Here is a 26,137-nt window from a genome sequence, read left to right as displayed (position 1 = left end):
GGATGGTATGCGTGACGACTCCAGAGGCGACCGGCTACCGAATCGAACGCGACTCGATGGGCGAGGTGGAGGTGCCCGCCGAGGCGCTGTGGCGGGCGCAGACCCAGCGCGCCGTGCAGAACTTCCCGATCTCCGGCCGGGGCATCGAGCCGGCGCAGATCAAGGCGCTCGCCCAGATCAAGGGCGCGGCTGCCGAGGTCAACGGCGAGCTTGGTGTGATCGACGCGAATGTGGCCTCCGCGATCTCCGCCGCCGCCGCGCACGTGGCCGACGGCGGCTACGACGACCAGTTCCCGATCGACGTGTTCCAGACGGGCTCCGGAACGTCGTCCAACATGAACGCCAACGAGGTGATCGCCACCCTGGCGAGCCGGGAGCTGGGCTCGCCGGTGCACCCGAACGACCACGTCAACGCCTCGCAGTCCAGCAACGACGTGTTCCCGTCCTCGATCCACCTGGCCGCCACCCAGTTCATCGTGGAAGACCTGCTGCCGTCGCTGACCCACCTCGCCGAGACGCTTGAGGGCAAGGCGGCCGAGTTCGAGACGGTGGTCAAGGCGGGCCGTACCCACCTGATGGACGCCACGCCTGTCACGCTCGGGCAGGAGTTCGGCGGGTACGCGGCACAGGTCCGCTACGGCGTGCAGCGGCTGGAATCGGCGCTGCCGCGGCTTGCCGAGCTGCCGTTGGGTGGCACCGCAGTGGGCACCGGGATCAACACCCCGCTGGGCTTCGCCGCCGCCGTGATCGACAGGCTGCGCGAGTCGACAGGGCTGCCGCTGAGCGAGGCCCGCAACCACTTCGAGGCGCAGGGCGCCCGGGACGCGCTTGTGGAGACCTCGGGGCAGTTGCGCACTGTCGCCGTGGGCCTCTACAAGATCGCCAACGACATCCGCTGGATGGGCTCCGGCCCTCGGGCGGGCCTGCGGGAGCTGCGCATCCCCGACCTCCAGCCCGGCTCGTCGATCATGCCGGGCAAGGTCAACCCGGTGGTCGCCGAGGCCATGCGGCAGGTCTGCGCCCAGGTCATCGGCAACGACGCGACTGTCGGCTTCGCCGGCTCGCAGGGCGACTTCGAGCTGAACGTGATGCTCCCCGTGATGGGCCGCAACCTGCTGGAGTCGATCCGGCTGCTGGCAGCCGCGAGCCGGCTGTTCGCCGACCGCCTGGTGGCCGGCCTGGTCGCGGACGCCGAGGTCTGCCTGGCGTACGCCGAAGGGTCGCCGTCGATCGTCACCCCGCTCAACCGCTACCTGGGGTACGACGAGGCAGCTTCGATTGCCAAGGAGGCGCTGGCCAAGCAGACCTCAATCCGCGAGGTGGTGATCTCCCGAGGCCACGTCGACTCCGGCAAGCTCAGTGAGACCCAGCTCGACGAGGCCCTCGACCTGCTCCGGATGACCCACCCCTGACCTGCGGGTCGTCACGTGGTGCCGCCCAGGCGAGAAAGCGGGCGTAGAGCGCGGCGGGGTCCGGGCCGTCATGCGGGTTGAGCCGGTACAGGTCGGCGGCCGCGTCGTGCAGGACCGCGCACAGGTAGATGCTCAACGCGATCCGGTCGTGCGCGTACTCCTGGCGCAGGGTGAGCCGCGCGACCGGGCACGGCCAGGGTGCGGCGCAGACCCGGCAGAGCCAGAGCGGGCGCAGTGGCAGGTGCTGTCGACGCGGGGTAGCCGAGCGGCCGTCCGGTGCGCTCCGGGTCATGGTGCGGCCTTCCTTGGAGCCGAATCGGGTGGGACCGCCCGACCGGGGGAGCGGGCGGTCCCTGCGGCACCGACAGGCCCGGGGGACGGGGAGCGGCGCCGCACTTCACAGTCTGGTGATCGGGCGACTACGGTCGGAAGGGTTTGGTCGCGTCGTCGTAGTCGCCCTGTTTCGGGTGGTACCGCCACTGGCGGCCGACTGGAGTTGATCGTCGGCGGGGTGGAGGGCGGCAGGCATGGCCGATGGGCAGATGACGGCGGCGGCGTTCCTGATCGCGGAGCTTCGTCGGGCGCGAGCCCGACGGGGTTGGAGTCAGGACGAGCTGGCGAAGGCGGTCAACTACTCGGCGTCGATGGTCAGCGCCGTCGAGCTGGGCCAGCAACCGCCCACCGGCAAATACCTGGAACTCGTCGACCGCGCCTTGGACACGGGCGGCCTCTTCGGCCGCATGTCCACGGAGCTCGTCAGCCTCGACCGGGCCCAGCCGTGGCTGCGCGGCTGGCAGGCGATCCTTGAGCAGGCGCGCACGGTCCGTTGGTACGAGCCCCGCTATGTGCCCGGTCTCTTTCAGACGGAAGACTACGCACGGGCGGTCTTCGAGGCGGGTGGACTGCTCGAATCCGATGAGGTCGACCGGCGAGTGACCGACCGGATGAACCGTCAAGAAGTGCTGCACAGCGAGCGATCCCCACACATCGTGGCGGTGCTGGACGAGGCGGTGCTGCGCCGCCGGGTGGGCGGGCGCAAGGTGATGCGCGAACAGACGCTGCACCTGGCATGCATCGCCACTGGACACCCTCGAGTCAGGCTGCATGTGGTGCCGCGATCCGCTGAGGAGTATCCGGGGCTCGGTGGGCAATTTGCGCTCGCAGCCCTGCCCGATGGCACCGAACTGGCCTATCTGGACAGTCAGGTTCGGGGCCAGGAGCTGGACCGGCCTGCGGATCTCGCGCGGTTGCAACGAGTCTGGGAGGCTACCTTGGGGGAAGCCCTGCCCCCGCAGGCTTCCGTCGAGTTGATGAACGAGGTGGCCGAGTCATGGAGCTGATCGGCGCTGACTGGCGCAAGAGCAGCCGCAGCAACCAGGACGCCAACTGTGTCGAGGTGGCTACGAACCTGGGGGACGTGGTCGGGGTGCGCGACAGCAAGGACCCGGACGGACCCGTGCTCGCCGTCGACGCGTACTCCTGGCGGCTCTTCGTGGCGGCGACCCCGCGCTGACGCGACCGCCTGCCGCGCGGCGGCGGTCGAGTTTCCCGCGCGGGTAATCGGCTCGACGGGTGTCGGGCGGCGGCGGGATGATCCGGTCATGGATGGGGATGGCCTGGTGGTTCCTGCGGGGACGGAGCGGTTGCGGTTGCGGCGGTTCACGGCGGCGGATGTGGATGCGCTTGTCGAGTTGGACAGCGATCCCGAGGTGATGCGGTTCCTGACGGGGGGCGCCGCCACGCCGCTGGCCACGGTCCGCGACGAGCAGTTGCCGAGGCTGTTGGGCCAGTACGACCGGCACCCAGGGCTGGGCCGCTGGGCGGGGCTCGATCGGGCGACCGGCGAGTTCGTGGGGTGGTTCGCGCTCGACCCGTCGGCCGATGGTGACGAGGCGGAGTTGGGCTACCGGCTGCGTCGCGCGACGTGGGGGCGTGGTCTGGCCACCGAGGGCTCCCGGGCGCTGGTGCGGCACGCCTTCGACGTGGTCGGGGTGCGTCGGGTGTGGGCCGAGACGATGGCGGTCAACGACCGGTCACGGCGGGTGCTGGCGAAGGCGGGGCTGCGCCACGTGCGGACCTTCCACGTGCAGTGGGACGACCCGATTCCGGGGACGGAGCACGGCGAGGTGGAGTACGAGTTGCGGGCGCAGGAGTGGGCGGCGGCTCAGGGGCGGCCCGCGGCCCGACGGGCACGGTAGGCGGTCACCGCCGCCCGGTTGCCGCAGCCGGAGTCGCAGAACCGCCGCGACCGGTTGCGGGACAGGTCGACGACCACGTTGTCGCAGTCCGGGTATTCACAGATCCGCAGCCGGCTCAGCTCACCCATCCGGACCAGGTCGGCGATCGCCATCGCCGCCTCCACTGCCATCCGGGTCGCCAGCGGCGCGTCGCGGGGCACGGCGTGCAGATGGTACGGCTGGTCGTCGTGCTGGATGAGCTGCGGCAACGCGCGGTGTTCCAGCAGCAGGCTGTTGACCACGGCGACGACCTCGGGCGGCTCGGCGTACCAGATGCGGCGCAGCCGGGGACGCAGGTCCCGGACGGCCTGCAACTCGGCGTCGTCGCACTCGTGCCGCCCGGTGTAGGCGTGCCGGTCGAAGTAGTTGTTGAGCGCGGCCACGTCGGGCAGGAGTTCGCCCTCCCGCCCAGCGGTGTTGACAAGTGCCGCGGCGGAGATCAGCGAGTGTTCCGTGTCATGAGCGAATAGCAACTTGACTCCTGTCACAGGTGCCACCTAGCGTCATCAGCGCAAGGGTAGTTTGCTCATGACATCTTTGCCGTCCCGAGGAGAGCGAAATGCACCAACGACCCGCCGCAGGCGCCATGCTGGCGGTGCTCTCCGCGGTCACCTTCGCCACCTCGGGCACCTTCGCACGTTCGCTCATCGACGCCGGCTGGTCGGCCGAGGCCGCAGTGATCTGCCGGGTCGGCATCGCCGCCCTCGTGCTCGCGATCCCCGCGGTGCTGTCGCTGCGGGGCAAATGGCACGTGCTGCGCAGCAACCTCACGGAGGTCGGGATGTTCGGCCTGCTCGGGGTCGCGGTAGCCCAGGTGTGCTTCTTCAACGCCGTGCGCTACCTGCCGGTCGGCGTCGCGCTCATGCTGGAGTACCTCGGCATCGTCCTCGTCGTCGCGTGGATGTGGCTGCGGCACGGGCAGCGTCCCCGCCAGCTCACAGTGATCGGCTCGGTGGCAGCCCTGTGCGGCCTGGCATTCGTGCTGGACGTCACCGGCACCGGCAGCTTCGACCCCGTGGGCGTGCTCTGGGGGCTGGGTGCCGCAGTGGGTCTGGCCGGCTACTTCGTACTCGCCGGCCGCGCCGACCCCCGGCTGCCCTCCGTGGCCCTGGCCAGCGGCGGAATGGCCGTCGGCGCCGTCGCGCTGCTGCTTGTCGGGCTGACCGGCCTGCTGCCCCTGCACGCCACGTTCGGCGAGGTCACCTTCGCCGGGCAGCGCACCAGTTGGCTGCTGCCCATCGCCGGGCTGTCACTGATCGCCGCCGTCGTCGCGTACCTCACCGGAGTCGCCGCCGCTCGCATCCTCGGCGCCCGCCTGGCGTCATTTGTCGGGCTGACCGAGGTGCTCTTCGCCGTGCTGATCGCGTGGCTGTTCCTCAACGAACTGCCGACCGCCTGGCAGTTGTTCGGTGGCACGCTGATCATCGCCGGAGTCGCGCTGGTCCGCCTCGACGAGATGCGCGCAACTCCGGCCATGCCCGTACCGCCCAAGCCCGCGCTGGCCGTCGACGGGCGGTGAGACAGTGGGTCGCGCCTGTCGCGCCTGGCCTCCGATGGCGGTGAGACAGTGGGCAGCGTGCTGACCACCGTGGTGTTCGACGCCGACGAAACACTGCTGGACCTGAGACCGGCGGTGACCGGCGGGCTGATGGCCGTCCTCGACGACATGCGGCGACGGACCCCGGCCGCCGCCGACGTGACACTCGCCGAGTTGGAATCCGACTGGGGTGCGGTCTTCGGCGAACTCAGCGCCGCCCCGGTGACGGAGATCCGCCGTGCGGCGTTGACCCGATCGCTGGCCCGCGCCGGGCTTGACGACCACCTGGACGAGATCGCCGACCTCTTCTTCGCCCGCCGGTTCGCCCTCACCCGTCCCTACCCGGACGTACTGCCGGCGCTGGCCACGCTCCGCGCCCGGTACACGCTGGGCTTCGCCACAAACGGCAACAGCCGCGCCGAACGCTGCGGGCTCGCCGGCGAGTTCGCCTTCGAGGTGTACGCGCACGACAACGGCCTGCCCAAGAAACCCGCCCCGGAGTTCTACGCGGCGGTGGTCGCGGCGGCCGGCGTCCCGGCCAGTCAGATCGTGTACGTCGGTGACTCGTGGGTGCACGACGTCGTCGCACCCCGCAGTGCCGGCCTCCGCTCGGTGTGGCTGAACCGGACCGGCCAGGCTCGTCCAGACGGATTCCCGCCCGCCGCCGAAGTGTCAACGATGGCCGACCTGCCTGCGGTGCTAGTCGACCTGCCGGCGGTGTCGGGTGGTCTGCCTGCGCTGCCGGCTGGTTGACCTGCGCTGTCGGTGCCAGCCGGCGGCGCTCGCCGATCATCCAGCGGTGCCGGTCGATCCGGGTGGGGTGGCTGCCGACCTGGCCGGATCCGGCAGAGAATCACCGTCATGATGGACGCTCGTCTGGCGGAATCCCGCTAGGTGTTGTGTGATGACGCCACGTCCCTCAACGAGAGGATCCGATGTGGTGAGCAAGCGCTTCACCGTCGGCGCTGTCGCAACCGCGGCAGTGCTGGCGCTCACGGCAGCGGGACTGGGTGTACCAGCCAGTGCCGCGCCTACCAGCTCCCGAACCTTCACCGTCGTCGCCGAGGACGGTGTCGCGGCCGAGACGGCCGTCGCCGCCATCAAGGCAGCCGGTGGCACTGTCGTGTCCCGGTCCGACGAGGTCGGGATGTTCCAGGTGACCAGCGACCGGGCCGACTTCGCGGCCAAGGCGACCGCCGCCCCCGCGCTGATCGGCGCCGCCGAGCAGAAGGCGATCGGCCGCAAGCCGAAGCTGGACCGCGTCGAGCAGGAGCACCTGACCAGCGCCACCAGGGCCGCCGCCGGTAAGGCGGCCAAGAAGGGCGCCAAGCTGGACCCGCTCGACGATAAGCTCTGGGGCCTCAAGATGATCGGGGCCGACAAGGCCCGCAAGATCGAGCCGGGTGACCGTCGGGTGACCGTCGGCGTACTGGACACCGGCGTCGACGCCAGCAACCCGGACATCGCGCCGAACTTCAACTGGGCGCTGTCGCGCAACTTCGCACCGGACCTGGTCGACATCGACGGCCCCTGTGAGGTGGCGAGCTGCCTCGACCCGGTCGGCACCGACGACGGCGGGCACGGCACCCACGTGGCCGGCACCATCGGCGCCGCCGCGAACGGCTTCGGTCTCTCCGGTGTCGCGCCGAAGGTCTCGCTGGTCGAGCTCAAGGGTGGCCAGGACTCCGGCTACTTCTTCCTGGACCCGGTTGTCAACGCTCTGGTGCACGCCGGCCGGTCCGGTATCGACGTGGTCAACATGTCGTTCTACGTCGACCCGTGGCTCTTCAACTGCACCGCAAACCCGGCCGACTCACCGGAGAACCAGGCGGCGCAGCGGGCCACCATCAAGGCCATGAAGCGGGCCTTGAACTTCGCCCACAACAACGGCGTCACCCTTGTCGGCGCGCTCGGCAACAGCAACATGGACCTGGGTGCGCCGCGCACGGACACCAGCAGCCCGAACTACGGTGGCACCGCCCCGTACCCCCGGCCGATCGACAACAACAGTTGCTGGGACCTGCCCGTCGAAGGCCCGCACGTCATCGGGGTGTCGGCGGTCGGCCCGTCCGGTAAGAAGTCGGACTTCTCCAACTACGGCACCGAGCAGATCTCCGTGGCGGCGCCGGGTGGCTGGTTCCGGGACGGCTTCGGCACCGACACGTTCCGCACCGACGCCAACATGATCCTCTCGACGTACCCGAAGCACGTGCTCCAGGAGGAAGGCTCGGTCGACGCCGACGGCAACATCGTCGCCGGTTTCGAAGAGTCGGTCTTCAAGCAGTGCAAGGCCAACGGCGAGTGCGGCTACTACACCTACCTCCAGGGCACCTCGATGGCGTCCCCGCACGCCGCCGGCGTCGCCGCGCTGATCGTCAGCCGGCACGGCAAGCCGGAGCGTCGCGGTGGCTTCGGCATGTCGCCGAACCTGGTCGAGCAGCACCTCTACCGGACGGCTGCGGAGCACGCCTGCCCCGAGCCGCGCCTCCAGCAGTACCGCAACGAGGGCCGGGACGAGACCTACGACGCGTACTGCGCCGGTGGGGTCAACTTCAACGGCTTCTACGGCTACGGGATCGTCGACGCCTACGCGGCGGTGAAGACCCCGCTCAAGCCGAACGCCCGCCCGTAACGCACCACGTCGGGGCCCGGAGACACCTGTCACCGGGCCCCGACCCGCGTCCGGACCGCGTTTTGGCGCTGCGCCGAGGCGGCCAGGGCTTGATCGACTCGGGTTCCTGGAAATCGGGGTGTCGAGGCGAGTGGGATAGCCCGGTTTCCAGGAACCCGAGATGCTCTTGGCCGGTCGGAGGCGGTCGGGGCGGTGGCTCACCGGCGCCACCCGCGGGCGACCAGCGCAGCGCGTACCTCACGGAGCACCGCGGGGAACTCGACGTGCAACCGTCGGCTGGTCACGTGCAGTACCAGCCAGCCCGCCCCGACGAGCAGGTTCAGCCGGCGGCGGTCGCGGTGCAACTGTTCCGCGTCCGCATGCCACTGCCCGTCGTACTCGACAGCTACCCGGTATTCCGGCCAGGCCAGGTTGGGATGCAGGACGATCCCCTTGGGCAGGCGTACCGGATGTTGAACGGCCGGTCGCGGCAACCCGCCCAGCACCAGGCGGACTCGAAGTTGCGATTCTGGCGGGGATTGAGCGCCGCCGTCGGCCAGGCCGAAGATCCAGCGCGCCCGACGTGCACCGAAACTGTCCGCGTTGCGGGCAGCCATCTCGGCCAGCGTGTCGCTGTCGGTCAGGCCCTGCCCGAGCATCGTGTCGACGATGGTCACCGCCCGGATCGGATCGAGCCATACTGCCGTCTCCCAGGCGGCCCGCCCCGGGTCGGAGCGGTGAATCGAACCTCGCTGCTCCCGGAACTCCCGCCCCGGTGCGGAGCTGGCGACCGAGGTGTCCGGCATGCGGACGGGCTCCAACCTGGCGACGCTCATCCGCCCGTCGCCCGGCCCGGTTGCCCGCGTGTTGCCTGAGCTGACCCGCGCCGCGCTGCCAGGTGTGGTTCCGGATCGCTCACCGGCACTGGTTTCGGGGGACGGAACGCCGACGCCGACATGCACGCGGAGACCGCGCTGGGCACCGACCCGCAGCGGTCGGGGCACGAGGACGTGGACGTCGTCGGTGAAGGCGGCGGCGTGTTCGACACCGTGCAGGTAGGCGGCCGAGGGGCCACCAACGATCACCCCGGGAGGTAGCCGGAGGAGAACGGCGCGACAGGCAAGGGCGTGGTCGCGGTCCAGTCGTGCGTCTGCGTACACGTCGTGGCGCACCCGCACCCAGGCGGCGCTGCGCAGTTGATGTTCGGTGAGCAGGCCGTCCCGGACAGCGTCGGAGCCGCGGAAGACCTGCCAAGCCAGGGCCTCGGGTCGATGTGGACGTGGTGGCATGACGAGCAGCCTGCCGACCGCCCAACGCCGGCGGATACCCCTGTGGATAACCTCGCCAGGCCGCCCGGCCGACCCCTGTGGACAGCCGCCACGTCGAGCGCCGGCCGTGTTATGGCCGTCGATCAACCGGCGGTGTCAGCGCAGGGCGGTGGAGACGGCGGTGGCGGCGGCGAGCACCTGAGGGCCGACCGTGTCGACGTCCAGCGGGGCGAGCGCGACGACGCCGACGCTCGCCTCCAGGCCTGGTACGCCGAGGACCGGTGCCGCCACCCCGTACGCCCCGGACTGCAACTCACCACTGCTGCTCACCGGCTCACTCACCCCTGCCCGGCCCGCGAGGATCGCCCGACCCGCAGCACCCCGGTCCAGTGGATGCCGTGCCCCGGTCCGGTAGGCCACGTGGAACGACGTCCAGCTCGGCTCGACCACGGCCAGGGCGACTCCGTCTCCGCCCTCGACCACTGTCAGGTGCGCGGTTGCCCCAGCCTGCTCGGCAAGCCGGCGCAGGGCGGGTAGCGCACCCTCGGCGAGCAGTGGTTGAGCGCGGCGGGCAAGGTGCAGTACGCCGACACCGAGCCGGAGCTTGCCGTCGCTGTCGCGCCGCAGCATTCCGTGATCGATGAGCGGAGCCACCAGCCGGTAGACGGCCGCCCTTCCGATGCCGAGCCGGGTCGCCGCCTCGGTAACGGTCAGTCCGCCTGGCGCGTCGGCGACCAGGTACAGCAGCCGCAGCCCACGGTCCAGCGTCTGCGCCGTCTCCCCGCCCCGCCCCGCGACCGCGCCGGCACGCCCGGCGACTGCCTCGGCCTGCCCAGGGCTGGTGGAGGTGGCGGGTGGCTCACCGGGGTGTGCGGTCGGATCCACGCAGGCAGCGTACGACCCGGCACCGGCGGACCCGGACAGACACGGACGGCTACCCTTGTACGGTGACGCTACGCCTGTATGACACCGCCACCCGATCGGTGCGGGACTTCGTCCCGCGGGAAGCCGGCAAGGTGGGGGTCTACCTGTGTGGTCTCACTCTTCAGGCTCCGCCGCACATCGGCCACCTTCGCTCCGGCGTCAACTACGACGTGCTGCGCCGTTGGCTGCTGTCGGCCGGTTACGAGGTCACGTTCATCCGCAATGTGACCGACATCGACGACAAGATCCTGGTCAAGGCGGGGGAGCAGGGTCGGCCGTTCTGGTCGATCGCGTACGCGAACGAGCTGATCCTCGCCGAGTCGTACCGCGCGTTGAACGTGCTGGCGCCCACCTACGAGCCGCGCGCCACGGGGCACATCCCCGAGATGCACGAGCTGATCATGAAGTTGATCGCGGACGGGCACGCGTACCCGGCGACCGACGGCTCCGGCGACGTCTACTTCGACGTGGCGTCCTGGCCGACGTACGGGTCGCTGTCGGGTCAGTCCCCGGACGCGATGCAGTCGGCCGGTGACGCCCCCGATCGAGGTAAGCGGGACCCGCGTGACTTCGCGCTCTGGAAGGGCGCCAAGCCGGACGAGCCTGCGGACGCCTACTGGCCGTCGCCGTGGGGGCTGGGCCGTCCGGGCTGGCACATCGAGTGCTCGGCGATGTGCTGGCGCTACCTCGGCCCGGAGTTCGACATCCACGGCGGTGGCCTGGACCTGACGTTCCCGCACCACGAGAACGAGATCGCCCAGTCCAAGGCGGCCGGGCTGCCGTTCGCCCGTTACTGGGTGCACCACGGGCTGCTCAGCATCGGCGGAGCCAAGATGGGCAAGTCCGCCGGCAACGCGCTGGGCCTGGCGTACGTGGAGTCGCTCGGGGTGCGGCCGGTCGAGCTGCGGTACTACTACGCCGCCGCCCACTACCGCTCGGTGATCGACTACTCGGAGGATTCGCTGCGCGAGGCTGCCACCGCGTACCGGCGGATCGAGGGTTTCGTGCAGCGGGCCGCCGAGCGGGTGGGCGCCGGGCAGCCCGGCGGACTTCCGGCCGGCTTCGTCGCGGCCATGGACGACGACCTCAACACCTCCGCCGCGCTGGCGGTGTTGCAGCAGCACCTCCGGGACGGCAACACCGCGCTGAGCGTCGGCGATGATGTGACCGTCCGCACCACGCTGGCCGATGTACGGGCGATGCTGGATATCCTCGGCATCGACCCCTTCGACCCCGCGTGGACCGGTGGCGGCAGCTCGAACGATCTGCGCGCCGTGGTGGATTCCCTGATCGCGCTGGCCCTGGAGCAGCGCGCGCAGGCCCGGGGCCGCAAGGACTGGGCCGCCGCCGACGCGGTACGCGACCAGCTCAAGCTGGCCGGCGTGGCGGTCGAGGACACCCCCCAGGGCCCCCGTTGGACTATTGGAGAGCAGGACTGATGGCCGGCAACTCGCAGCGCCGTGGCCGGCGACTGACGCCGAAGGCGGGTGCCCCCAAGGGCTCCGGCGGCAAGAACAAGGATTCCCTGGCCGGGCGGGGTCGCACCCTGCCCGCCGACGAGCGACCCTGGCACAAGGGCTATTCGGGCACCGAGAAGCTGCCGCAGCGCACCGCCTGGAAGCAGGACAAGGAGCGTCGGGTGGCGGCCGAGGAGGGGCGTGCCCCGAAGATCGGCCAGCCGGGCAGCAAGGACACCACCTGGGGCAAGGGCGGCGGTCGTGGCGTGCCGGGCGGTCGGGGCGGTGCCGCCGGCCGAGGTGGTGCTGCCGGTCGTGGTGGCGCTCCCGGTCGGTCTGGCCCCCGGGTCGCGCCGGGGCGTAAGTCCAACCCATCGAAGGACACGCCGGAGCTGCTTGTCGGTCGTAACCCGGTGCTGGAGGCGCTGCGCGCACAGGTGCCGGCGACGGCTCTCTACACGGCCCAGGGCATCGACACGGACGACCGGATCAACGAGATCCTCCGGACGGCCGCCGACCGGGGCATCGCCATCCTGGACATCAGCCGGGCCGAGCTGGACCGGATGACCGGCGGGGTGCTGCACCAGGGCGTCGGGTTGCAGGTGCCGCCGTTCGCGTACCAGTCTTTCGAGGACATGGTCGTCGCGGCCCTGGAGCAGCCGGCGCCGCTTCTGGTCGCGCTGGACGGGGTCACCGACCCGCGCAACCTGGGTGCGGTGATCCGCTCGGCCGCCGCGTTCGGCGCGCAGGGTGTCTTCGTACCCGAGCGGCGGGCAGCCGGGATCACGGCGACCGCCTGGCGGACCAGCGCCGGCGCGGCCGCGCGGGTGCCGGTGGCCCAGGTCACCAACCTGACCCGGTCGCTGAAGGCGTGCCGGGACGCCGGCTTCATGGTGGTCGGCCTGGACGCCGACGGCGACACCGACCTGTACGACCTGGAGGCCGCCGTCGGCCCGCTGGTGGTCGTTGTCGGCTCCGAAGGGCGCGGGTTGTCCCGCCTCGTCGGGGAGACCTGCGACCTGACCGTCAGCATCCCGATGATCTCCGAGGTGGAGTCCCTCAACGCCAGCGTGGCCGCTGCGGTCACCCTCGCGGAGGTGGCCCGCCGCCGCTCGGTCGAGCTGTAACCACGCCGACGAGGCTCCTCCCGGTCCGCCGGGAGGAGCCTCGTCGCATGTTCGGTTCCGGTGGGTTCAGGCGTCGGTACGACGAAAGGGGCGGCCCGCCGCAGCGGACCGCCCCCATCGGTACGGCGTTACGTCAGATCCGGCTGCCGGTGGCGGCGTGGAAGACGTGGCTGCGGCCGGTGCGCGGCTTGACGAACACGGTGTCACCCATGTTCGGCATGGTGCGCCGGTCGGTGCGGACGACGAAGCGCTCCGAGCTGCCACCCAGCGCGGCGTGCCCGTAGACGTTGGCGTCCGACCCGAGGTCCTCGACAAGCTCGACCACGACCGGCATGCCGCCCTCGGTCGGGCTGACCAGGTCGCAGTCCTCCGGGCGGAAGCCCACTGTCACCTTGCCATCGCCGCCCTCGGCGCGGGCCGCGGCGACCTGCTCGCGGGTCAGCGGGATGTGCAGCTCAGCGAACTCCGCGCCCTGCTCGTTCAGCGGAACGGTCTTGATGTTCATGGCGGGGGAGCCCATGAAGCCGGCGACGAACACGTTCGCCGGGGTGTCGTACAGCGCCCGAGGGGTGTCCACCTGCTGGAGAACACCGTCGAGCAGCACCGCCACCCGGTGACCCATGGTCATGGCCTCGACCTGGTCGTGCGTCACGTACACGGTGGTGACGCCCAGCTTGGCCTGCAACGACGCGATCTGGGTACGGGTCTGCACGCGCAGCTTGGCGTCGAGGTTCGACAGCGGCTCGTCCATGAGGAAGACCTGCGGCTCGCGGACGATCGCCCGGCCCATCGCGACACGCTGACGCTGACCACCGGAGAGCGCCTTCGGCTTACGGCTCAGGTACTCCTCCAGCTGGAGCAGCCCGGCGGCCTCCTTGACCCGACGGTCGATCTCCGACTTGGAGGTCTTGCGCAGCTTCAGGGCGAACGCCATGTTCTCGTACACCGTCATGTGCGGGTAGAGAGCGTAGTTCTGGAAGACCATCGCGATGTCGCGGGCCTTCGGGGGGAGGTGGGTGACGTCGCGCTGGTCGATGTAGATCGAGCCGGCGTCGACGTCCTCAAGACCGGCGAGCATGCGCAGGCTGGTGGACTTGCCACAACCGGACGGGCCGACGAGGACGAGGAACTCGCCGTCGCCGATTTCGAGGTCCAGCTCGTTGACGGCGGGACGCTCGGTGCCCGGGTAAATCCGGGACGCCTTGGAATAGGTGACCGTAGCCATGGTGAAGCGCTTCCTTTCACCGGCAGGAACGTGCCGGACGATCCGAGTGAAGGAGCGACCGGTACGAAGCCGTACCGGTCAGCGGACGTCGGGTCGCCACGAGGGCGGCTGATCGTCATCCGTGTCACTGCACCGTAAACGTGTTTCATCCCGCTGCCAAGGTGAGGGGTCGTCGGAAGTGAGTCAGCGATCAGGCATTCCGGTCACTCGGGCACGGTAGGACATCAATCGACACGTCCGATCGGCCCACTGGAGACGTACGGACGTCGGGTTGTTGACGTTTCCCGTGCTCGGGAGCCCTCGCGAGCGGGATATCCGGACGCCAGTCGCTATGCTGACCTCGACGCACGCGCCCCTGTAGCTCAGCTGGCCAGAGCACTCGCCTTGTAAGCGAGATGTCGCCGGTTCGATCCCGGCCGGGGGCTCCATATCCACCAGGCGCTTCCCGGACCGCAGGACCGGGAGCGCGGTGATCGACAGCAACGCTGACAGCAACCGGGTTGACGCAACCGCGCAGCCACCGCAGCGAAGGCAGCGGCCGGACTGTCGGGGTGTGCCGCCAACTGTCGTCCCGGCGTTAGGGTCGCGAGCACGACCGATGAAGAGGCTCGCGGGATCGCGTCTGGCTTCCTCGCTGACCGCATTGAAGAGTTCCGCACTGGTGAGTGGGTGATCAGCGGCGCGGAGGAGCACGAGACCGCATGGTCCGTGAGCTACCAGTCCCGCGCCTTCATCGAGTCAGGCCGCATCTCCGACGCGCTGGTCGGCAACGGGCCTGCGGTTGTGCCCAAGTCCGGCGCGGCCCCATGGCTGTCCTGGTCCGGTCGTCCGGTGGAAGAACAGATCGCCGAGGGCGGGCCCACCCTCGGCTGAACGCACTGACATGCCGCGATCCGCGCGGACGTCGGCGATGACGAGGGGTCCGCGGCTGCTGACGCCCGCGTTCGAAGACGGACGCCTACCCAACCGCACAAAGCGCCCAGAACTTGTAAGCGAGATGTCGCCGGTTCGATCCCGGCCGGGGCTCCAATTCCATCAGGCTTTTTCCGACCTACGTCGCCGCGCGGCGACGTAGCGGCGCATCTTCTCGGCAGTGCCGCAGTCGTCCATGCTGCACCAGCGGCGACTGCGGTTCTTGCTCTCATCGTGGAAGAGGAAGCGACAGCCTCCGCATCCCTTGATCCGGTCCAGTGCTCCCGCGGTGAGGAGTTGGACCGCCGCGTGCACCACTGGCCGTAGGGGCCGGGCAAGCGTCTGGTCATCTCGCCATACCCACGCGAACGTGCTCCCGCCTTCGAGCTGCGCGTGGCCGAGAGCGTCCGCTTCGTCGTCTCGCAGCCGCGCCAGCGCGGCCGTGCTCGGCGCGCCTCCGGCGGCCAGCGGCCGGAATATCTCGTCGAGGTAGTCGCGGGTGCTCAGCGCTCGTGAAAAGGCGGCGTGGGCACCGTCTGGGTCGTTTCGCGACAGTCGGCGTAGCGCCGTCGCCTCGGTTTCGGTGAGGGTGCCCCCGTGCACGCCCCAGGCGACCAGCTCCGGATAGCCCGTGAGTACGTCGTCGTCCGAGGGGCCGACGGGTGGGCCGGTGCGGGTGTTGACGAAGTCCAGGGCGAGGTTGCCGCCCACCAGGTGCATCCGCGTCACGTCCTCGGCTGTTTCCATCAAAACCAACTTTACCAGTTGACCCTCATCGAAGGCCTCGCTAGCTTGTTTCTCGCGTAAGCAATTTAGCCGGTAACAGTTGGAGGGGTGGATGGTCCACTGGCGAGCAGTCGGAGCGCTGATCGGCTTGTCCGGCGGGACGTTCCTCTACACCACCGCCGAGGCGCTGCCGATCGGCCTGCTGCTCCCGATGGCCGCGGACCTCGCTGTCGCACCGTCGCAAGTGGGCATGCTCGTCACCGCGTACGGCGCGGTGGTGGTTGTCGCCTCGATTCCGTTGACGGCCCTGGCCAGGAGGATTCCGCGTCGACGACTTCTGTCGGCGCTCCTGGCCGGCTTCGTCGTCAGCACCGCGATCACTGTGTTCGCGAGTACGTTCGCGCTGCTGCTGGCGGCCAGGATGGCAACAGCGGCGACGCATGCGTTGTTCTGGGCCGTTGTGGTGCCGGCCGCGGCCGAGTTGTTCCGACCCGGGCTACGCGGTCGGGTGGTGGCGATCGTGTTCGCCGGCGGCAGCGTCGCTCTGGTCATGGGGGTGCCTGCGGGCACCTGGCTTGGTGAACGCGCGGGCTGGCGGGTGTCGTTCCTGTCGGTCGCCGGGCTCGGCGCGGTCGTGCTCGTCGCGGTGGCGTCGCTCCTGCCCTCCGCGCCGCCCGATCAGGGGCACGCCGCCCGGGGCGCTACACCCGACGTCCACCGCTTCTGGCTGCTGGTCGCTGTGGCGATCCTGACGACCGCAGGTGCCATCGCGGCCTACACCTATGTCGCCCTCTTCGTCACCGAGGTCAGCGGGTTCCCCGCCTCGGCGGTCGGGGTCATCCTGCTGGCGCGCGGTGTCGCCAGCGTGCTCGGGATCCTCGCTGTCGGAGCGGTGGTGGACCGCAGCCCGTGGCTCGCCCTGGTCGCGACCGTCGCGCTTCAGTCGGTGGCACTGCTCGGGCTGTACGCGATCGGCCACCGCCCAACGGCTGCCGTGGGCCTGCTCGCTCTGGCCGGACTGGCGTTCGCGGCGTTCACAGCTGTGCTCGGTGGCGTCGTCCTCCAGGTGGCGCCCGGGCGCTCCGACCTCGCGGCCGCCACCGTCTCTGCCGCTGTGAACGTCGGCATCACCGGTGGCGCCCTGGTCGCAGGCCTCGCGCTGCCGAGCCACGGCGTGCACAACACGGTGCTGCTCGGCGCCCTGCTAGGCGTCGTCGCTCTGATGGTCATCGCCGCTGGCTTCACCGGACTGGGTCGCCGCCGGCGCGTACGCGCAGCAGCGCCGACCGCCGCAGTCCCAGTTCAGCTGACCGAGTTGTGCAGTCCTGCCGGTAGCCTGGGGTCGGGCAACGAGCCGAGCGGGACGGGGGTCCGATGAGTCGCGCGGTGGAGCAGTCGAACCGGGCGATGCTGCGTGCCCGGGACGCGATGGACCGGGCGTACGCCCAGCCGTTGGACATCCCGGCGTTGGCCCGGATCGCGCACGTCTCCGAGGCCCACTTCATCCGTACGTTCCGGACCACCTTCGGCGAGACGCCGCACCGCTATCTGCAACGTCGTCGGGTGGAGCGGGCGATGTCGCTGCTCGTGGAGACCGACCGGGACGTCACCGACATCTGTTACGCGGTCGGCTTCAGCAGCCTGGGCACGTTCAGCCGCACGTTCCGGCAGATCGTCGGGGAGTCACCCACGAGCTTCCGTCAACGGGCGACACCGACCAATGTGCCGTCCTGCTTCACCAAGGCGTGGACCAGACCTGTCAGTTTTGGATAAGCAGCAGCTCAGGGGCGACCTCTAACGTCATGGGCATGACGATGAACGCGATCAGCCGCTCCCAGATCTACGTCCTGGACCAGGACGAGGCACTCGACTTCTACGTGAACAAGCTCGGCATGGAGGTCAACACCGACCAGGACCTCGGGTTCATGCGGTGGTTGACCGTCAACCTGCCCGGCGACCCCGAGCGGGAGATCCTGCTGGAGAAGCCGGGCCCGCCGGCACTGGACCCGGCCACCGCCGAGCAGGTCCGGGAGCTGCTCACCAAGGGCGCCCTGGGCGGATACCTCTTCATGACCACTGACGACGCCCGCAAGACGCACGAGGATCTCGTGGCGAAGGGTGTCGAGATCACCGACGAGCCGACCGAGCGTCCGTACGGGATCGACTTCGGTATCCGGGATCCGTTCGGCAACCGGATCCGCATCGGCCAGATGTTCCCCCGGTCGTAGGGGCGAGCCACAGCGGAGGGCGCGGGGCGATCCCGCGCCCTCCGCTGTGTTGGGGTGTGGGGTATGCGGACACGGCTGCTGTACCTGACCCGACACGGCGAGCAGGATCTGACCGGGCCGGGCGAGCCGGACACCGGCCTGTCGGAGCGCGGTCGGCGGCAGGCCGCGTTGCTCGGCGAGCGGCTGCGGGGCCGCTCGTTCGCCGCCGTCCACCACGGGCCGCTGCTCCGGGCCGCCCAGACCGCCGAGCTGGTCGCGCAGTCGCTGCCCGAGGTCCCGGTGTACGCCACGGAGCTGGCCGGTGACCACCTGCCGCACGACACGGATCCGGCTGGCCTGCCGCAGGCGTACGCCGAATTCCTTGCCGGGTTCTCGGCGGCCGAGAGGGCCGACGGGCCGCGGGTGACGGCGGCGGCGGTGCGGCGGTTCGCCGGCCCGGTCAGCGCGCAGGCCGCCGGGGACGAGCCGGTTCGTGAGCTGGTCGTGACGCACAACTTCCTGATCGCCTGGCTGGTGCGGCACGCCCTCGACGCGCCGGAGCGCCGGTGGCTGGGTTTGAACCTGCACAACGCGGGTCTGACAGTGATCCGGTACGGCCCTGCGGGGCCGCCGAGCCTGGTCGCCGTCAACGACGTGGCGCACCTGCCTCTGGAGTTGCGGGGCACCGGCCTGCCGGCGGACTACCTGGTCTGAGTGTCGGTGGCGCGCAGCAGCAGTTCGACGAGCGCGCGGGTTGCCGGCGGTGGTGCGGGGTCGGCGGGGCAGTCGACGTACCCGGTCTCGATGGTGCCGACGGTCAACCGGTAGCTGAAGGCGTCGGCGCAGCTTGTCGTGCTCGTGCCCTGGCGGGCCTCGGTGGTGAGCCGGGGGTCGGCGGCGAGCCCGCGTAGGCGACCGAGGTCGGCGGGGGCGAGTTGGCCGGTACGCCGGCTGCCGGCCCGGTCCACAGCCGTCCACCGGCCGTCCGGCTCGACTGTCACCTGGTCGCCGCGACCGGCGAAGCCGCCGGAGCGGAACAGCAGCACGCGCGCGGGCGAGCTGTCGGTGGCACCGGAGGCGGTCGGTGTGGGTGCCGCGGTGGCGGGGACAGCGGACGGCGGAACGGCCGTGGCCGTGGTGCCGTCGGCGGTGGTCGACGGCTGAGCCTGGGGGGTGTCGGCCTGGTCGGTGCTGGTGCAGCCGACCAGGAAAGCGGCCAGGAGCGCGATCGTGGCACCGGCTGTCGAGGCGGGTCTCATGTCCGTCGGACGCGCGAGGTGGGTCGTTGGTTCCCTTGTCAAGGCACTCATCCGTTCGGCCAGTGTCGATGTCTGAGAACGGTTCAGCTCTTCTCTTTTCGTCGACACATGGCTATATCTACATGCGTGACTACCCCCGTCACACTCTTTCTCCTTCCAGGAGGGCACGTGAAAAGATCCGTCGCCGCCGTCAGCGCAGCGCTGCTCACCAGCGGCCTGCTGACCTGTGTCGCCACCGCGGCACAAGCGGCTCCACCCACCGCCCCCGCGCCGGGCGCCTCCGCCGCGGCCCAGGCGGCGAGCGTCCTGCGAACGAACCCCGGCGCAGTCCAGGGTTCGAGCGCCGAGTCCTACCAGGTGCAGAGCACCAAGGTGGACGCCTCCGGCGCGGCGCACACCCGTTACACCCGGACCTACCAGGGCCTTCGGGTGTACGGCGGTGACTTCGTCATCCACACCGCACCCAACGGCACCTACGCCGGCAGTTCCGTCGGACTCGCCGCACCGCTGACCGTCGCCACCACGGCCAAGGTCACCGCCGACGCGGCAAAGAAGGCCGCCCGCGCCGAATTCACCGGCAAGGCGGAAGCGGTAGGCGCACCCGAGCTGTTCGTCGACGCCAGCTCCGGCAAGGGTCGACTCGCCTGGGAGACTGTGGTCAGCGGCTGGCAGCCCGACGGGCAGACCCCGTCCCGGCTGCACGTCATCACCGACGCCGTCACCGGCGCGGCAGTGGGGTCGTACGACGAGATCGAGTCGGTGGTCGGCAGTGGCCAGGGCATCTACAGCGGCTCGGTCAGCATCGACACGACGCTCTCCGGCAGCACGTACCAGATGATCGACCCGTCGCACGGCAACGGCCGTACCTGCGACATGAACAACGGCACGTCCTCCTGCACCACACTTACCGACGCCGACAACGCGTGGGGCACCGGTGCCGCCTCCAACCGGCAGTCTGCCGCTGTTGACGCGCACTTCGGCGCAGCCAAGACGTTCGACTACTTCAAGAACGTGCACGGCCGCAACGGCATCTTCGGCAACGGCAACGGCGTGCCGAGCCGGGTGCACTACGGCAACAACTACGTCAACGCCTTCTGGGACGGCGCCCAGATGACCTACGGCGACGGCTCGGGCAACTCCCGGCCGCTCGTCTCGCTGGACGTGGCCGGGCACGAGATGAGCCACGGCGTCACCGAGGCGCTGGCCGGCCTGGTCTACTCCGGCGAGTCCGGTGGCCTCAACGAGGCCACAAGCGACATCTTCGGCAACATGGTGGAGTTCTACGCCGCCGCGCCGAGCGACCCGGGCGACTACCAGGTCGGTGAGAAGATCAACATCAATGGCAACGGTACGCCGCTGCGCTACATGTACAACCCGTCGCTGGACGGCTCGTCCGACAGTTGCTGGTCCACCAGCACGAAGAACAAGGACGTGCACTACTCCTCCGGCGTCGCCAACCACTTCTTCTTCAACCTCGCCGAGGGCACGGGCGCCACGTCGTACGGCACCTCTCCGGTCTGCGGCTCCGCTCCCGCGGTGACAGGCATCGGCCGGGTCAAGGCCGAGAAGATCTGGTACCGGGCGCTGGACGTCTACTTCACCTCCAACACGTCGTACGTCAACACCAGCAACCCGGCGAACACCGCCCGCGCCTACAGCCTGCGGGCGGCCACCGACCTGTACGGCAGCTGCTCCACCGAGTACAAGGCCGTGCAGGCCGCCTGGACCGCGGTGAACGTGGCCGGCAGCGACTCGAACTGCTCGACCGGAAACGACTTCTCGGTGTCGCTCTCGCCGACCGCCGGCTCGGTCAACCCGGGCAGCTCGGTCTCCACCACAGTGGCGACCGCCACCACCAGCGGTACGGCGCAGACCGTGACGTTCTCCGCGTCGGGCCTGCCCAGCGGGGCGACCGCCGCGTTCAGCCCCGCCTCGGTGACCTCGGGCGCCTCGTCCACCCTCACCATCAGCACCTCGGCGAGCACCTCACCCGGCACCTACTCGATCACCGTCAACGGTGCCGGGGCTGTCACCCGCAGCGCCACGTACTCGCTGACAGTGAACGGCACCGGTGGCGGCTGCACCGCGCCGGGCCAGAAGCTGGCCAACCCGGGCTTCGAGTCCGGCGCGACCGGCTGGACGGCCAGCTCCGGCGTCATCACCAACTCCAGCACCCGGCCGGCCCGCACCGGGTCGTACAAGGCGTGGCTGAACGGGTACGGCAGCACCCGCACCGAGACGCTCGCCCAGTCGGTGAGCCTGCCGGCCGGCTGCTCGTCGTACGCCCTCAGCTTCTGGCTGTACGTCAACTCGGCCGAGACGACCACCAGCGTCGCGTACGACAAGCTCAACGTGCAGGTGCTCAACTCGAGCGGAACGGTGTTGGCGACCCTGGCGACCTACTCGAACCTGAACAAGGGCACCAGCTACAGCCAGAAGTCCTTCTCCCTGGCCGCGTACGCCGGCCAGACCGTCAGCCTGAAGTTCACCGGCATCGAGGACTCCTCGCTGCAGACGTCCTTCGTGGTCGACGACACGGCGCTCAACGTCTCCTGACCTGAGCTGACACGCCAGGGCCCGGCGGCCACCCCTCACGGGTGGTCGCCGGGTCCGCGCCGTTATGGTCGCCGCACCGCCGTGTGCCGGCGGGTCGGATCGGCGGCGTACGCCCCCGGACGGCTGACGCGGAAAGGGGTGGACGTGTCGGACGCGGAGTTGACCGTCGAGGTGACCGGTCCGGTGGCGACCGTGGTGATCCACAACCCGGCTCGCCGTAACGCGATGACGGCGGCCATGTGGCGGCAGTTGCCCGAGCTGCTCGACCGGTTGGAGCCCGACCCCGACGTACGCGCGCTGGTGCTCACCGGCGCGGGCAACGCCTTCTGCGCCGGCGCCGACCTCGGTGACCTGGCCGAACTGCTGGACGCGGGCGACGCCAGCATCGCGGTGACCGCCGAGGAACGCCTGGCCAGCTTCGCCAAGCCGACGGTGGCGGCCATCCGGGGTGCCTGCGTCGGAGGTGGCGCCCAGCTCGCGGTGGCCTGCGACCTGCGGATAGCGGCGGACGACGCCCGGTTCGGCGTACCGCCGGCCCGGCTCGGCCTGGTCTATCCGGCCCCCACTACCCGCCGGCTGGCCCGGCTGGTCGGCCCGTCCGCCGCCAAGCACCTCCTGTTCACCGCCGACCTCGTCGACGCCGAGCGTGCCCTGCGGATCGGTCTGGTCGACGAGGTACTGCCCGCCGACCAGCTCGCCGCGCGGGTGGATGAACTCACGGCCACGATCGCTCAGCGCTCGCCGCTGAGCGTCGCAGCAGCCAAGGAGATCGTCGACGACCGGGCCGGGCCGGCGCGGATCGCCTGGTGGCACCGGAAGGTCGTGACCACCGGCGAGGCCCGGGAGGGCGTGGCGGCGGTCGCCGAACGCCGGATGCCCCGCTTCGCCTGGCAGGCCCCGACCGACAACTGAGCGTCTCGGCGGCGGCGGGTGCTGGACGGAGTGGGCACCTGCCGGGCCGCCGGAGCCTTTCCGCGAGCTCTGCCAGACCTGACCGCCCGACGGCCGTTGTCGATTCCATGTATGGGAAAACCTCGATCCTGGGTGGTGTCGGCTCGGGACCGTACGGCAGGCTGTCCGTCGTGCAGCGTGATCGGTTGCTTGCGGGCCGCTACCGGCTCCTGGAGCGTCTCGGCAGTGGCGGCATGTCCGCGGTGCACCGGGCGTACGACGAGGTGCTCGAACGCGACGTGGCGGTCAAGGTACTGGTCGTCTCGGGCACCGACGGCAGGCGTCGGATCCGGGGCGAGGCCAAGGCGGCGGCCCGGCTGTCGCATCCGCACGTCACAAACGTCTACGACTACGGGGAGTCGTCGCTCGACGGTGCCCTGGTCCCGTTCGTGGTGCTTGAGCTGCTCGACGGCCACACCCTCGAACAACGGCTGGATGCCGGGCCGCTCCCGCCCCGCGCCGGATTGCGGGTCTGCGCCGAGGTGGCGTCGGCGCTCGCGGCCGCGCACGCCCAAGGGCTGGTGCACCGCGACATCAAGCCGGGCAACGTGATGCTCACCCCCGCCGGGGCGAAAATGCTCGATTTCGGCATCGCGGCCGCCGTCGGCGACCCGGAGATCGACTTCGAAGGGCGGCTGCTCGGTACGCCGGCCTACCTCGCCCCGGAGCGGTTGGCCGCCGGCGAGGTGCTGCCGGCCTCCGACGTGTACGCCCTCGGCCTGCTCCTGCACCGGGTGCTCACCGGTCGGCTGCCCTGGGCCGACGAAGCGCAGGTCGGGATGCTGCGCGCGTCCGAGCACGTCGAGCCGGACCCGCTGCCCGATATCGATGGGGTGCCGGCCGAGGTCCAGCGGCTGTACCGCTGGTGCCTGGCCCACGACCCGGCCGACCGGCCGCCGGCCGCCGAGGCGGCCCGCATCCTGCTTGTCGCCTCCCGAGCGGCGGATGCCGTCAGCGGTGAGGTCGGGACGGCTGTCAGCGCCGCCGAGCCGGCGTCGGCCACTGTCGCCCAGGGCGGCGAGCCCGCCGAGCCGAAGCGAGTTGCGGCAGCCGATCCGACCGAGCAGGCCGATCCGAGCGGGCTTGCCGGGGCGAGCGGGCGGCAGGGGCTGTGGCGTCGGCGGCGGGCCATCGTGGCTGTCGGCGGCGCGCTGATCGCGGCCGTGGCGATGGCCGGGTCCCTTGGCGACTCGCACAATCGTCGACAGGGGCGGGGCGCGCCGCCGACAGGCGCCGGCCCGGGCACCACATCGGTGGGGTTTCCAGGCACCGCCGAATCGGCCGTTGCCACAGACCCACGACCGTCCGCCGTTCCGTCGGCCAGTAGCACCTCGCCCGTCCCCCGGCCCGGCCCTCCGAGCAGACCGGGACGGACGGCCGCCCCGAGCCCGACCGCCGCCCCGAGCCCGTCCGTCACCATCCCAGGGCCCGCACCGACAGGGGCCGCCTCCCCGCCCACCTCGTCCTCTGGCGTACCGGTGGAGGCGCGTGGCGGGACGGTAACCGTTCGCTGTGTCGGAAAGCTGGTCGAGGTGCTCGCGGTGACGCCAGCGTCCGGCTACCGGGCGGAGACGTACGACCCGGGACCGGCCAGGCAGGTCCGGATCGAGTTGGAGTCCGCCGGGAACCGCAGCGAAGTCCGGGCGCGCTGCCCCAACGGCCGTCCGAAACCGACGGTCAAGGAACGCGCCTCCTAGACGAGATCGCATCCCTCGCGGGCGTTTGCAGCGACGGCACGCCCCTGGACCAGGGGCCGGCGGGTGCCGCGCCGAGGACGTACCTCGATGCGGCCCCCCGTTCCCGCCGGCCCGGTCGGTCACCGCGCGGCCAGCGCCGACCAGCCCGGGTTCACCGGCTCCCGGCGCAGCGGCATGGCCGCCTCCGCCGGAGTCCGGTCGCCCTTGCGCTGGTTGCAGGCGTAGCAGGCGGCGGTCGTGTTGCGCCAGGTGTTCCGGCCGCCGCGCGAGCGGGGCAGGATGTGGTCGATGGTCGACGCGGGACCGCCGCAGTACGCGCAGCAGCGGTTGTCGCGGCGCAGCACCCCGGCGCGGGACCAGGCTGGCCCGGCGCCGAACCGCCACCGGGTGACCACGTAGCGGACCAGCCGCACCACCCGGGGCATCGGGAAGACACCGATGACCTGGTCCGGCTCAGCCTCGTGGATCTCGGCCACCCGGCGGCAGAGCATCCGTACGGCGTGTTGAACGGTGACCCGGTGCAGCGGGCCGAGGTCGGCGTTGATGACGAGGACGGCGTCCACCGGGATCTCCTTTCAGAGGCGTACTGATCCGGACAGCGAAGAGCCGCCCGGTCCTGCTGTCGGACGGGGCGGCTCAGCGCGTTCGGGTACGCGTCAGTCGGGCCGGCCCGCCCGGGGACCTTCCGCTCGGCAACCGCCGACGGGCAGCACCGACGACGACACGGTGGTGACGTGCCACATCGTCATGATCTGCTCCCGCGGTGGTGGTTGACCTTGCGCGATCACGGTAGGTCGGCGGGGGACAGAGGGGCAACGTATTTCGATCGGCCCTCCGGCGACTCGGGACGTCGCTGACGACGGGTCCGGGGAGCGGTTCCCACCGAGCGGCGGGCGATGGCCAGCGGCCGGTCCAGTCGCAGTGCCATCCGCGCGGTGAGTTCGCTGTCCAGCAAAGGCCGGTTGACCTCGGCGGCGACCGCCAGGGCCGGGCCGGAGACGGAACGCCAGATGGCGGCCAGGCCGGCGCCGAGGCCGAGCAGGGCGACGGCGGCCCTGGTGGTGGGCGAACCGGCCGCCGCGGCGGCGCTCACCCCGACCACGGCGAAGAGGACGACAAGCAGGGGTACCAGCACCGGCCAGAAGATGCCCCGGGCGGCCTGGGCCACGAGCCGCCGGTCGCGGATGATCAGGTTGCGGGCGACCACCGCGTAGTCCTCCTCGTCGAGCAGGTCGCGGGGATGCAGGCCACCGGTGAGTACGCCGCGCCACAGGTCACCCTGGTTGCGCAGCTCGCGACTCAGCTCGGCGGCGTCGGGCTCGGTCGGGTCACCCCGCCCGGCCCGCTCCACCACGACCGCCCACGCGGACAGCGAACGGCGTACCACTGCGGCCGAGTACGGCGGCAGGACGCTGGCCAGCTCGTCCAGCCAGCGGCTGAGCTGGATCTGGCGGCCGTTGAAGCGGCGCAGCAACTGGGTGGCGTCGCCGGGCCGGACGGTGTCGGCCAGCGACCGGCCGAGACGGTAGGCCAGCCCGATCCGGAGGTTGGTGGCCATCGCCCACCGCAGCACCTCCACGTTGAGGTCGTCCAGGGCGAGCAGTAGCGATTCGAGGTCGAGGGGTCCGGGTTGGTCCAGGTCGGGCAGCCGGTCCAGCTCGGGGAGTCGGGCGCGGACGGCGGACGTGTCGGGCAGTTGCCCGGTGTGCCGGGTGAGCGCGGCGATCTGGGCCAGCGCGACGTCGACCCCGTCCAGGTACATCCGCATTCGGCGCGGTGTCGACATCTCGGTCAGGTTGGAGAGCTTGGCCGGCGGGTGGGTGGCGACGGCAGGGGAGGGCTCGGCGTGCTGGCCGTGGTGGTACGCGTCGGCCATCCACCAGCCCAGCCGCAGGGCGGTGACGACGCAGGCGCGCTCGTCGCGGAGCAGCGGGTACGCGTCGTCCCGGCCGGTGTCCTCGGCCAGCGGGAGGTCGCCGGCGCGGTGCAGTGGTGACATCGCCGCTGCCCTCCCGCCCGACCGATCGACGG

At 70.8% G+C, this 26,137-nt stretch carries 26 protein-coding genes and 1 tRNA gene; 18 read left to right on the top strand and 9 right to left on the bottom strand.

The genetic code is table 11. From position 1 onward, the window contains the following. The first annotated feature begins 2 nt into the window (after positions 1-2). Positions 3-1,412 carry an aspartate ammonia-lyase gene (locus ADK66_RS12155; RefSeq protein WP_197281492.1) on the top strand — a complete coding sequence of 470 codons (1,410 nt, stop codon included), beginning with the start codon at positions 3-5 and terminating at the stop codon, positions 1,410-1,412. Here the strand turns inward: ADK66_RS12155 and ADK66_RS30715 are convergent. After that, positions 1,357-1,704 (bottom strand): hypothetical protein, encoded by a 348-nt coding sequence (locus ADK66_RS30715; protein WP_082377406.1) that lies wholly within the window; start codon positions 1,702-1,704, stop codon positions 1,357-1,359. The genes ADK66_RS12155 and ADK66_RS30715 overlap by 56 nt on opposite strands. Positions 1,705-1,939: 235 nt before the next feature. On the opposite strand from ADK66_RS30715, the gene ADK66_RS12150 reads away from it, so the two are divergent. The 3 genes from ADK66_RS12150 to ADK66_RS12140 all read left to right on the top strand — a co-directional run bounded on the left by ADK66_RS12150 (position 1,940) and on the right by ADK66_RS12140 (position 3,610). Next, the gene (locus ADK66_RS12150; protein WP_053654445.1) at positions 1,940-2,752 is read left to right on the top strand and encodes a helix-turn-helix transcriptional regulator; all 813 of its coding nucleotides are present in this window, start codon (positions 1,940-1,942) and stop codon (positions 2,750-2,752) included. Continuing rightward, positions 2,743-2,925: a DUF397 domain-containing protein gene (locus ADK66_RS12145; protein ID WP_053654443.1), complete on the top strand. Its 183-nt coding sequence runs from the start codon at positions 2,743-2,745 to the stop codon at positions 2,923-2,925. Before ADK66_RS12150 ends, ADK66_RS12145 begins: the two co-directional genes overlap by 10 nt. Positions 2,926-3,013: 88 nt before the next feature. After that, positions 3,014-3,610: a GNAT family N-acetyltransferase gene (locus tag ADK66_RS12140; protein ID WP_053654441.1), complete on the top strand. Its 597-nt coding sequence runs from the start codon at positions 3,014-3,016 to the stop codon at positions 3,608-3,610. On the opposite strand, the gene ADK66_RS12135 is transcribed toward ADK66_RS12140, so the two are convergent. Beyond that, positions 3,577-4,122, bottom strand: a complete 546-nt coding sequence (locus ADK66_RS12135; RefSeq protein WP_053655040.1) for a CGNR zinc finger domain-containing protein — start codon at positions 4,120-4,122, stop codon at positions 3,577-3,579. The genes ADK66_RS12140 and ADK66_RS12135 overlap by 34 nt on opposite strands. Before the next feature lie 86 nt (positions 4,123-4,208). Between ADK66_RS12135 and ADK66_RS12130 the strand changes: the two genes are divergently transcribed. The 3 genes from ADK66_RS12130 to ADK66_RS12120 all read left to right on the top strand — a co-directional run bounded on the left by ADK66_RS12130 (position 4,209) and on the right by ADK66_RS12120 (position 7,818). Then, the gene (locus ADK66_RS12130) at positions 4,209-5,168 is read left to right on the top strand and encodes a DMT family transporter (protein WP_053654439.1); all 960 of its coding nucleotides are present in this window, start codon (positions 4,209-4,211) and stop codon (positions 5,166-5,168) included. A 57-nt stretch (positions 5,169-5,225) separates the two neighbouring features. Beyond that, a complete protein-coding gene (locus ADK66_RS12125) occupies positions 5,226-5,939 on the top strand; it encodes an HAD family hydrolase (RefSeq protein WP_053655038.1) in 714 nt (237 codons plus the stop codon). Between the two features lie 187 nt (positions 5,940-6,126). Continuing rightward, the gene (locus ADK66_RS12120; protein ID WP_053655036.1) at positions 6,127-7,818 is read left to right on the top strand and encodes a S8 family serine peptidase; all 1,692 of its coding nucleotides are present in this window, start codon (positions 6,127-6,129) and stop codon (positions 7,816-7,818) included. 197 nt (positions 7,819-8,015) lie between these two features. On the opposite strand, the gene ADK66_RS12115 is transcribed toward ADK66_RS12120, so the two are convergent. Both ADK66_RS12115 and ADK66_RS12110 read right to left on the bottom strand, forming a co-directional pair. Further along, positions 8,016-9,086, bottom strand: coding sequence for a hypothetical protein (locus tag ADK66_RS12115; protein WP_053654437.1), 1,071 nt, complete (start codon positions 9,084-9,086; stop codon positions 8,016-8,018). 135 nt (positions 9,087-9,221) lie between these two features. Continuing rightward, positions 9,222-9,830, bottom strand: a complete 609-nt coding sequence (locus tag ADK66_RS12110) for an IclR family transcriptional regulator (RefSeq protein WP_231640016.1) — start codon at positions 9,828-9,830, stop codon at positions 9,222-9,224. Positions 9,831-10,012: 182 nt separating this feature from the next. Between ADK66_RS12110 and cysS the strand changes: the two genes are divergently transcribed. Continuing rightward, positions 10,013-11,428 carry a cysteine--tRNA ligase gene (gene cysS, locus ADK66_RS12105; RefSeq protein ID WP_053654432.1) on the top strand — a complete coding sequence of 472 codons (1,416 nt, stop codon included), beginning with the start codon at positions 10,013-10,015 and terminating at the stop codon, positions 11,426-11,428. Then, positions 11,428-12,573 carry a 23S rRNA (guanosine(2251)-2'-O)-methyltransferase RlmB gene (gene rlmB / locus ADK66_RS12100; protein WP_053654431.1) on the top strand — a complete coding sequence of 382 codons (1,146 nt, stop codon included), beginning with the start codon at positions 11,428-11,430 and terminating at the stop codon, positions 12,571-12,573. The genes cysS and rlmB overlap by 1 nt, the downstream gene beginning before the upstream one ends. Positions 12,574-12,706: 133 nt before the next feature. On the opposite strand, the gene ADK66_RS12095 is transcribed toward rlmB, so the two are convergent. Then, the gene (locus ADK66_RS12095; protein WP_053654429.1) at positions 12,707-13,798 is read right to left on the bottom strand and encodes an ABC transporter ATP-binding protein; all 1,092 of its coding nucleotides are present in this window, start codon (positions 13,796-13,798) and stop codon (positions 12,707-12,709) included. A 351-nt stretch (positions 13,799-14,149) separates the two neighbouring features. Between ADK66_RS12095 and ADK66_RS12090 the strand changes: the two genes are divergently transcribed. Together ADK66_RS12090 and ADK66_RS12085 are read left to right on the top strand one after the other, a co-directional pair. After that, positions 14,150-14,226 (top strand) — tRNA-Thr (locus tag ADK66_RS12090). A gap of 115 nt (positions 14,227-14,341) precedes the next feature. Next, entirely contained in the window at positions 14,342-14,671 is a 330-nt protein-coding gene (locus tag ADK66_RS12085) for a YrhB domain-containing protein (RefSeq protein ID WP_209274818.1), read from the top strand. A 162-nt stretch (positions 14,672-14,833) separates the two neighbouring features. Here the strand turns inward: ADK66_RS12085 and ADK66_RS12080 are convergent, their stop codons facing one another. Beyond that, a complete protein-coding gene (locus tag ADK66_RS12080; protein ID WP_053654426.1) occupies positions 14,834-15,457 on the bottom strand; it encodes an ABATE domain-containing protein in 624 nt (207 codons plus the stop codon). Between the two features lie 91 nt (positions 15,458-15,548). Here ADK66_RS12080 and ADK66_RS12075 point away from each other — a divergent pair, with 91 nt between their 5' ends. From ADK66_RS12075 to ADK66_RS12060, 4 genes are all read left to right on the top strand, one after another. Beyond that, positions 15,549-16,814, top strand: a complete 1,266-nt coding sequence (locus tag ADK66_RS12075) for an MFS transporter (RefSeq protein ID WP_053654425.1) — start codon at positions 15,549-15,551, stop codon at positions 16,812-16,814. Next, on the top strand, positions 16,811-17,209 hold the full coding sequence (locus ADK66_RS12070) for a helix-turn-helix domain-containing protein (protein WP_053654423.1): 399 nt from the start codon (positions 16,811-16,813) through the stop codon (positions 17,207-17,209). The genes ADK66_RS12075 and ADK66_RS12070 overlap by 4 nt, the downstream gene beginning before the upstream one ends. Before the next feature lie 35 nt (positions 17,210-17,244). After that, complete coding sequence (locus ADK66_RS12065; RefSeq protein WP_053655034.1) at positions 17,245-17,664, top strand: VOC family protein; 420 nt, start codon at positions 17,245-17,247, stop codon at positions 17,662-17,664. A gap of 63 nt (positions 17,665-17,727) precedes the next feature. Beyond that, the gene (locus ADK66_RS12060) at positions 17,728-18,357 is read left to right on the top strand and encodes a histidine phosphatase family protein (protein WP_053654421.1); all 630 of its coding nucleotides are present in this window, start codon (positions 17,728-17,730) and stop codon (positions 18,355-18,357) included. Here ADK66_RS12060 and ADK66_RS12055 read toward each other — a convergent pair. Then, positions 18,345-18,902 (bottom strand): protealysin inhibitor emfourin, encoded by a 558-nt coding sequence (locus ADK66_RS12055; protein ID WP_053654420.1) that lies wholly within the window; start codon positions 18,900-18,902, stop codon positions 18,345-18,347. The two genes, ADK66_RS12060 and ADK66_RS12055, sit on opposite strands and share 13 nt — an antisense overlap. A 168-nt stretch (positions 18,903-19,070) precedes the next feature. Here ADK66_RS12055 and ADK66_RS12050 point away from each other — a divergent pair, with 168 nt between their 5' ends. The 3 genes from ADK66_RS12050 (at position 19,071) to ADK66_RS12040 (ending at position 24,106) form a co-directional block, all read left to right on the top strand. Beyond that, entirely contained in the window at positions 19,071-21,458 is a 2,388-nt protein-coding gene (locus ADK66_RS12050) for a M4 family metallopeptidase (RefSeq protein ID WP_053654417.1), read from the top strand. A 138-nt stretch (positions 21,459-21,596) separates the two neighbouring features. Beyond that, the gene (locus ADK66_RS12045) at positions 21,597-22,370 is read left to right on the top strand and encodes an enoyl-CoA hydratase/isomerase family protein (RefSeq protein ID WP_053654415.1); all 774 of its coding nucleotides are present in this window, start codon (positions 21,597-21,599) and stop codon (positions 22,368-22,370) included. A gap of 170 nt (positions 22,371-22,540) precedes the next feature. Continuing rightward, positions 22,541-24,106, top strand: coding sequence for a serine/threonine-protein kinase (locus tag ADK66_RS12040; protein WP_231640007.1), 1,566 nt, complete (start codon positions 22,541-22,543; stop codon positions 24,104-24,106). A gap of 119 nt (positions 24,107-24,225) precedes the next feature. On the opposite strand, the gene ADK66_RS12035 is transcribed toward ADK66_RS12040, so the two are convergent. Both ADK66_RS12035 and ADK66_RS12030 read right to left on the bottom strand, forming a co-directional pair. Beyond that, positions 24,226-24,669, bottom strand: coding sequence for an HNH endonuclease (locus ADK66_RS12035; RefSeq protein WP_053654411.1), 444 nt, complete (start codon positions 24,667-24,669; stop codon positions 24,226-24,228). A 221-nt stretch (positions 24,670-24,890) separates the two neighbouring features. Beyond that, the gene (locus ADK66_RS12030) at positions 24,891-26,105 is read right to left on the bottom strand and encodes a hypothetical protein (RefSeq protein ID WP_053654409.1); all 1,215 of its coding nucleotides are present in this window, start codon (positions 26,103-26,105) and stop codon (positions 24,891-24,893) included. Positions 26,106-26,137 lie beyond the last annotated feature (32 nt).

It is taken from the genome of Micromonospora sp. NRRL B-16802, from assembly GCF_001279555.1.
Taxonomy (GTDB): domain Bacteria; phylum Actinomycetota; class Actinomycetes; order Mycobacteriales; family Micromonosporaceae; genus Micromonospora; species Micromonospora profundi.
The sequence above is the reverse complement of the archived record's forward strand: the minus strand, read 5'-3'. Positions and strand labels throughout refer to the sequence as shown.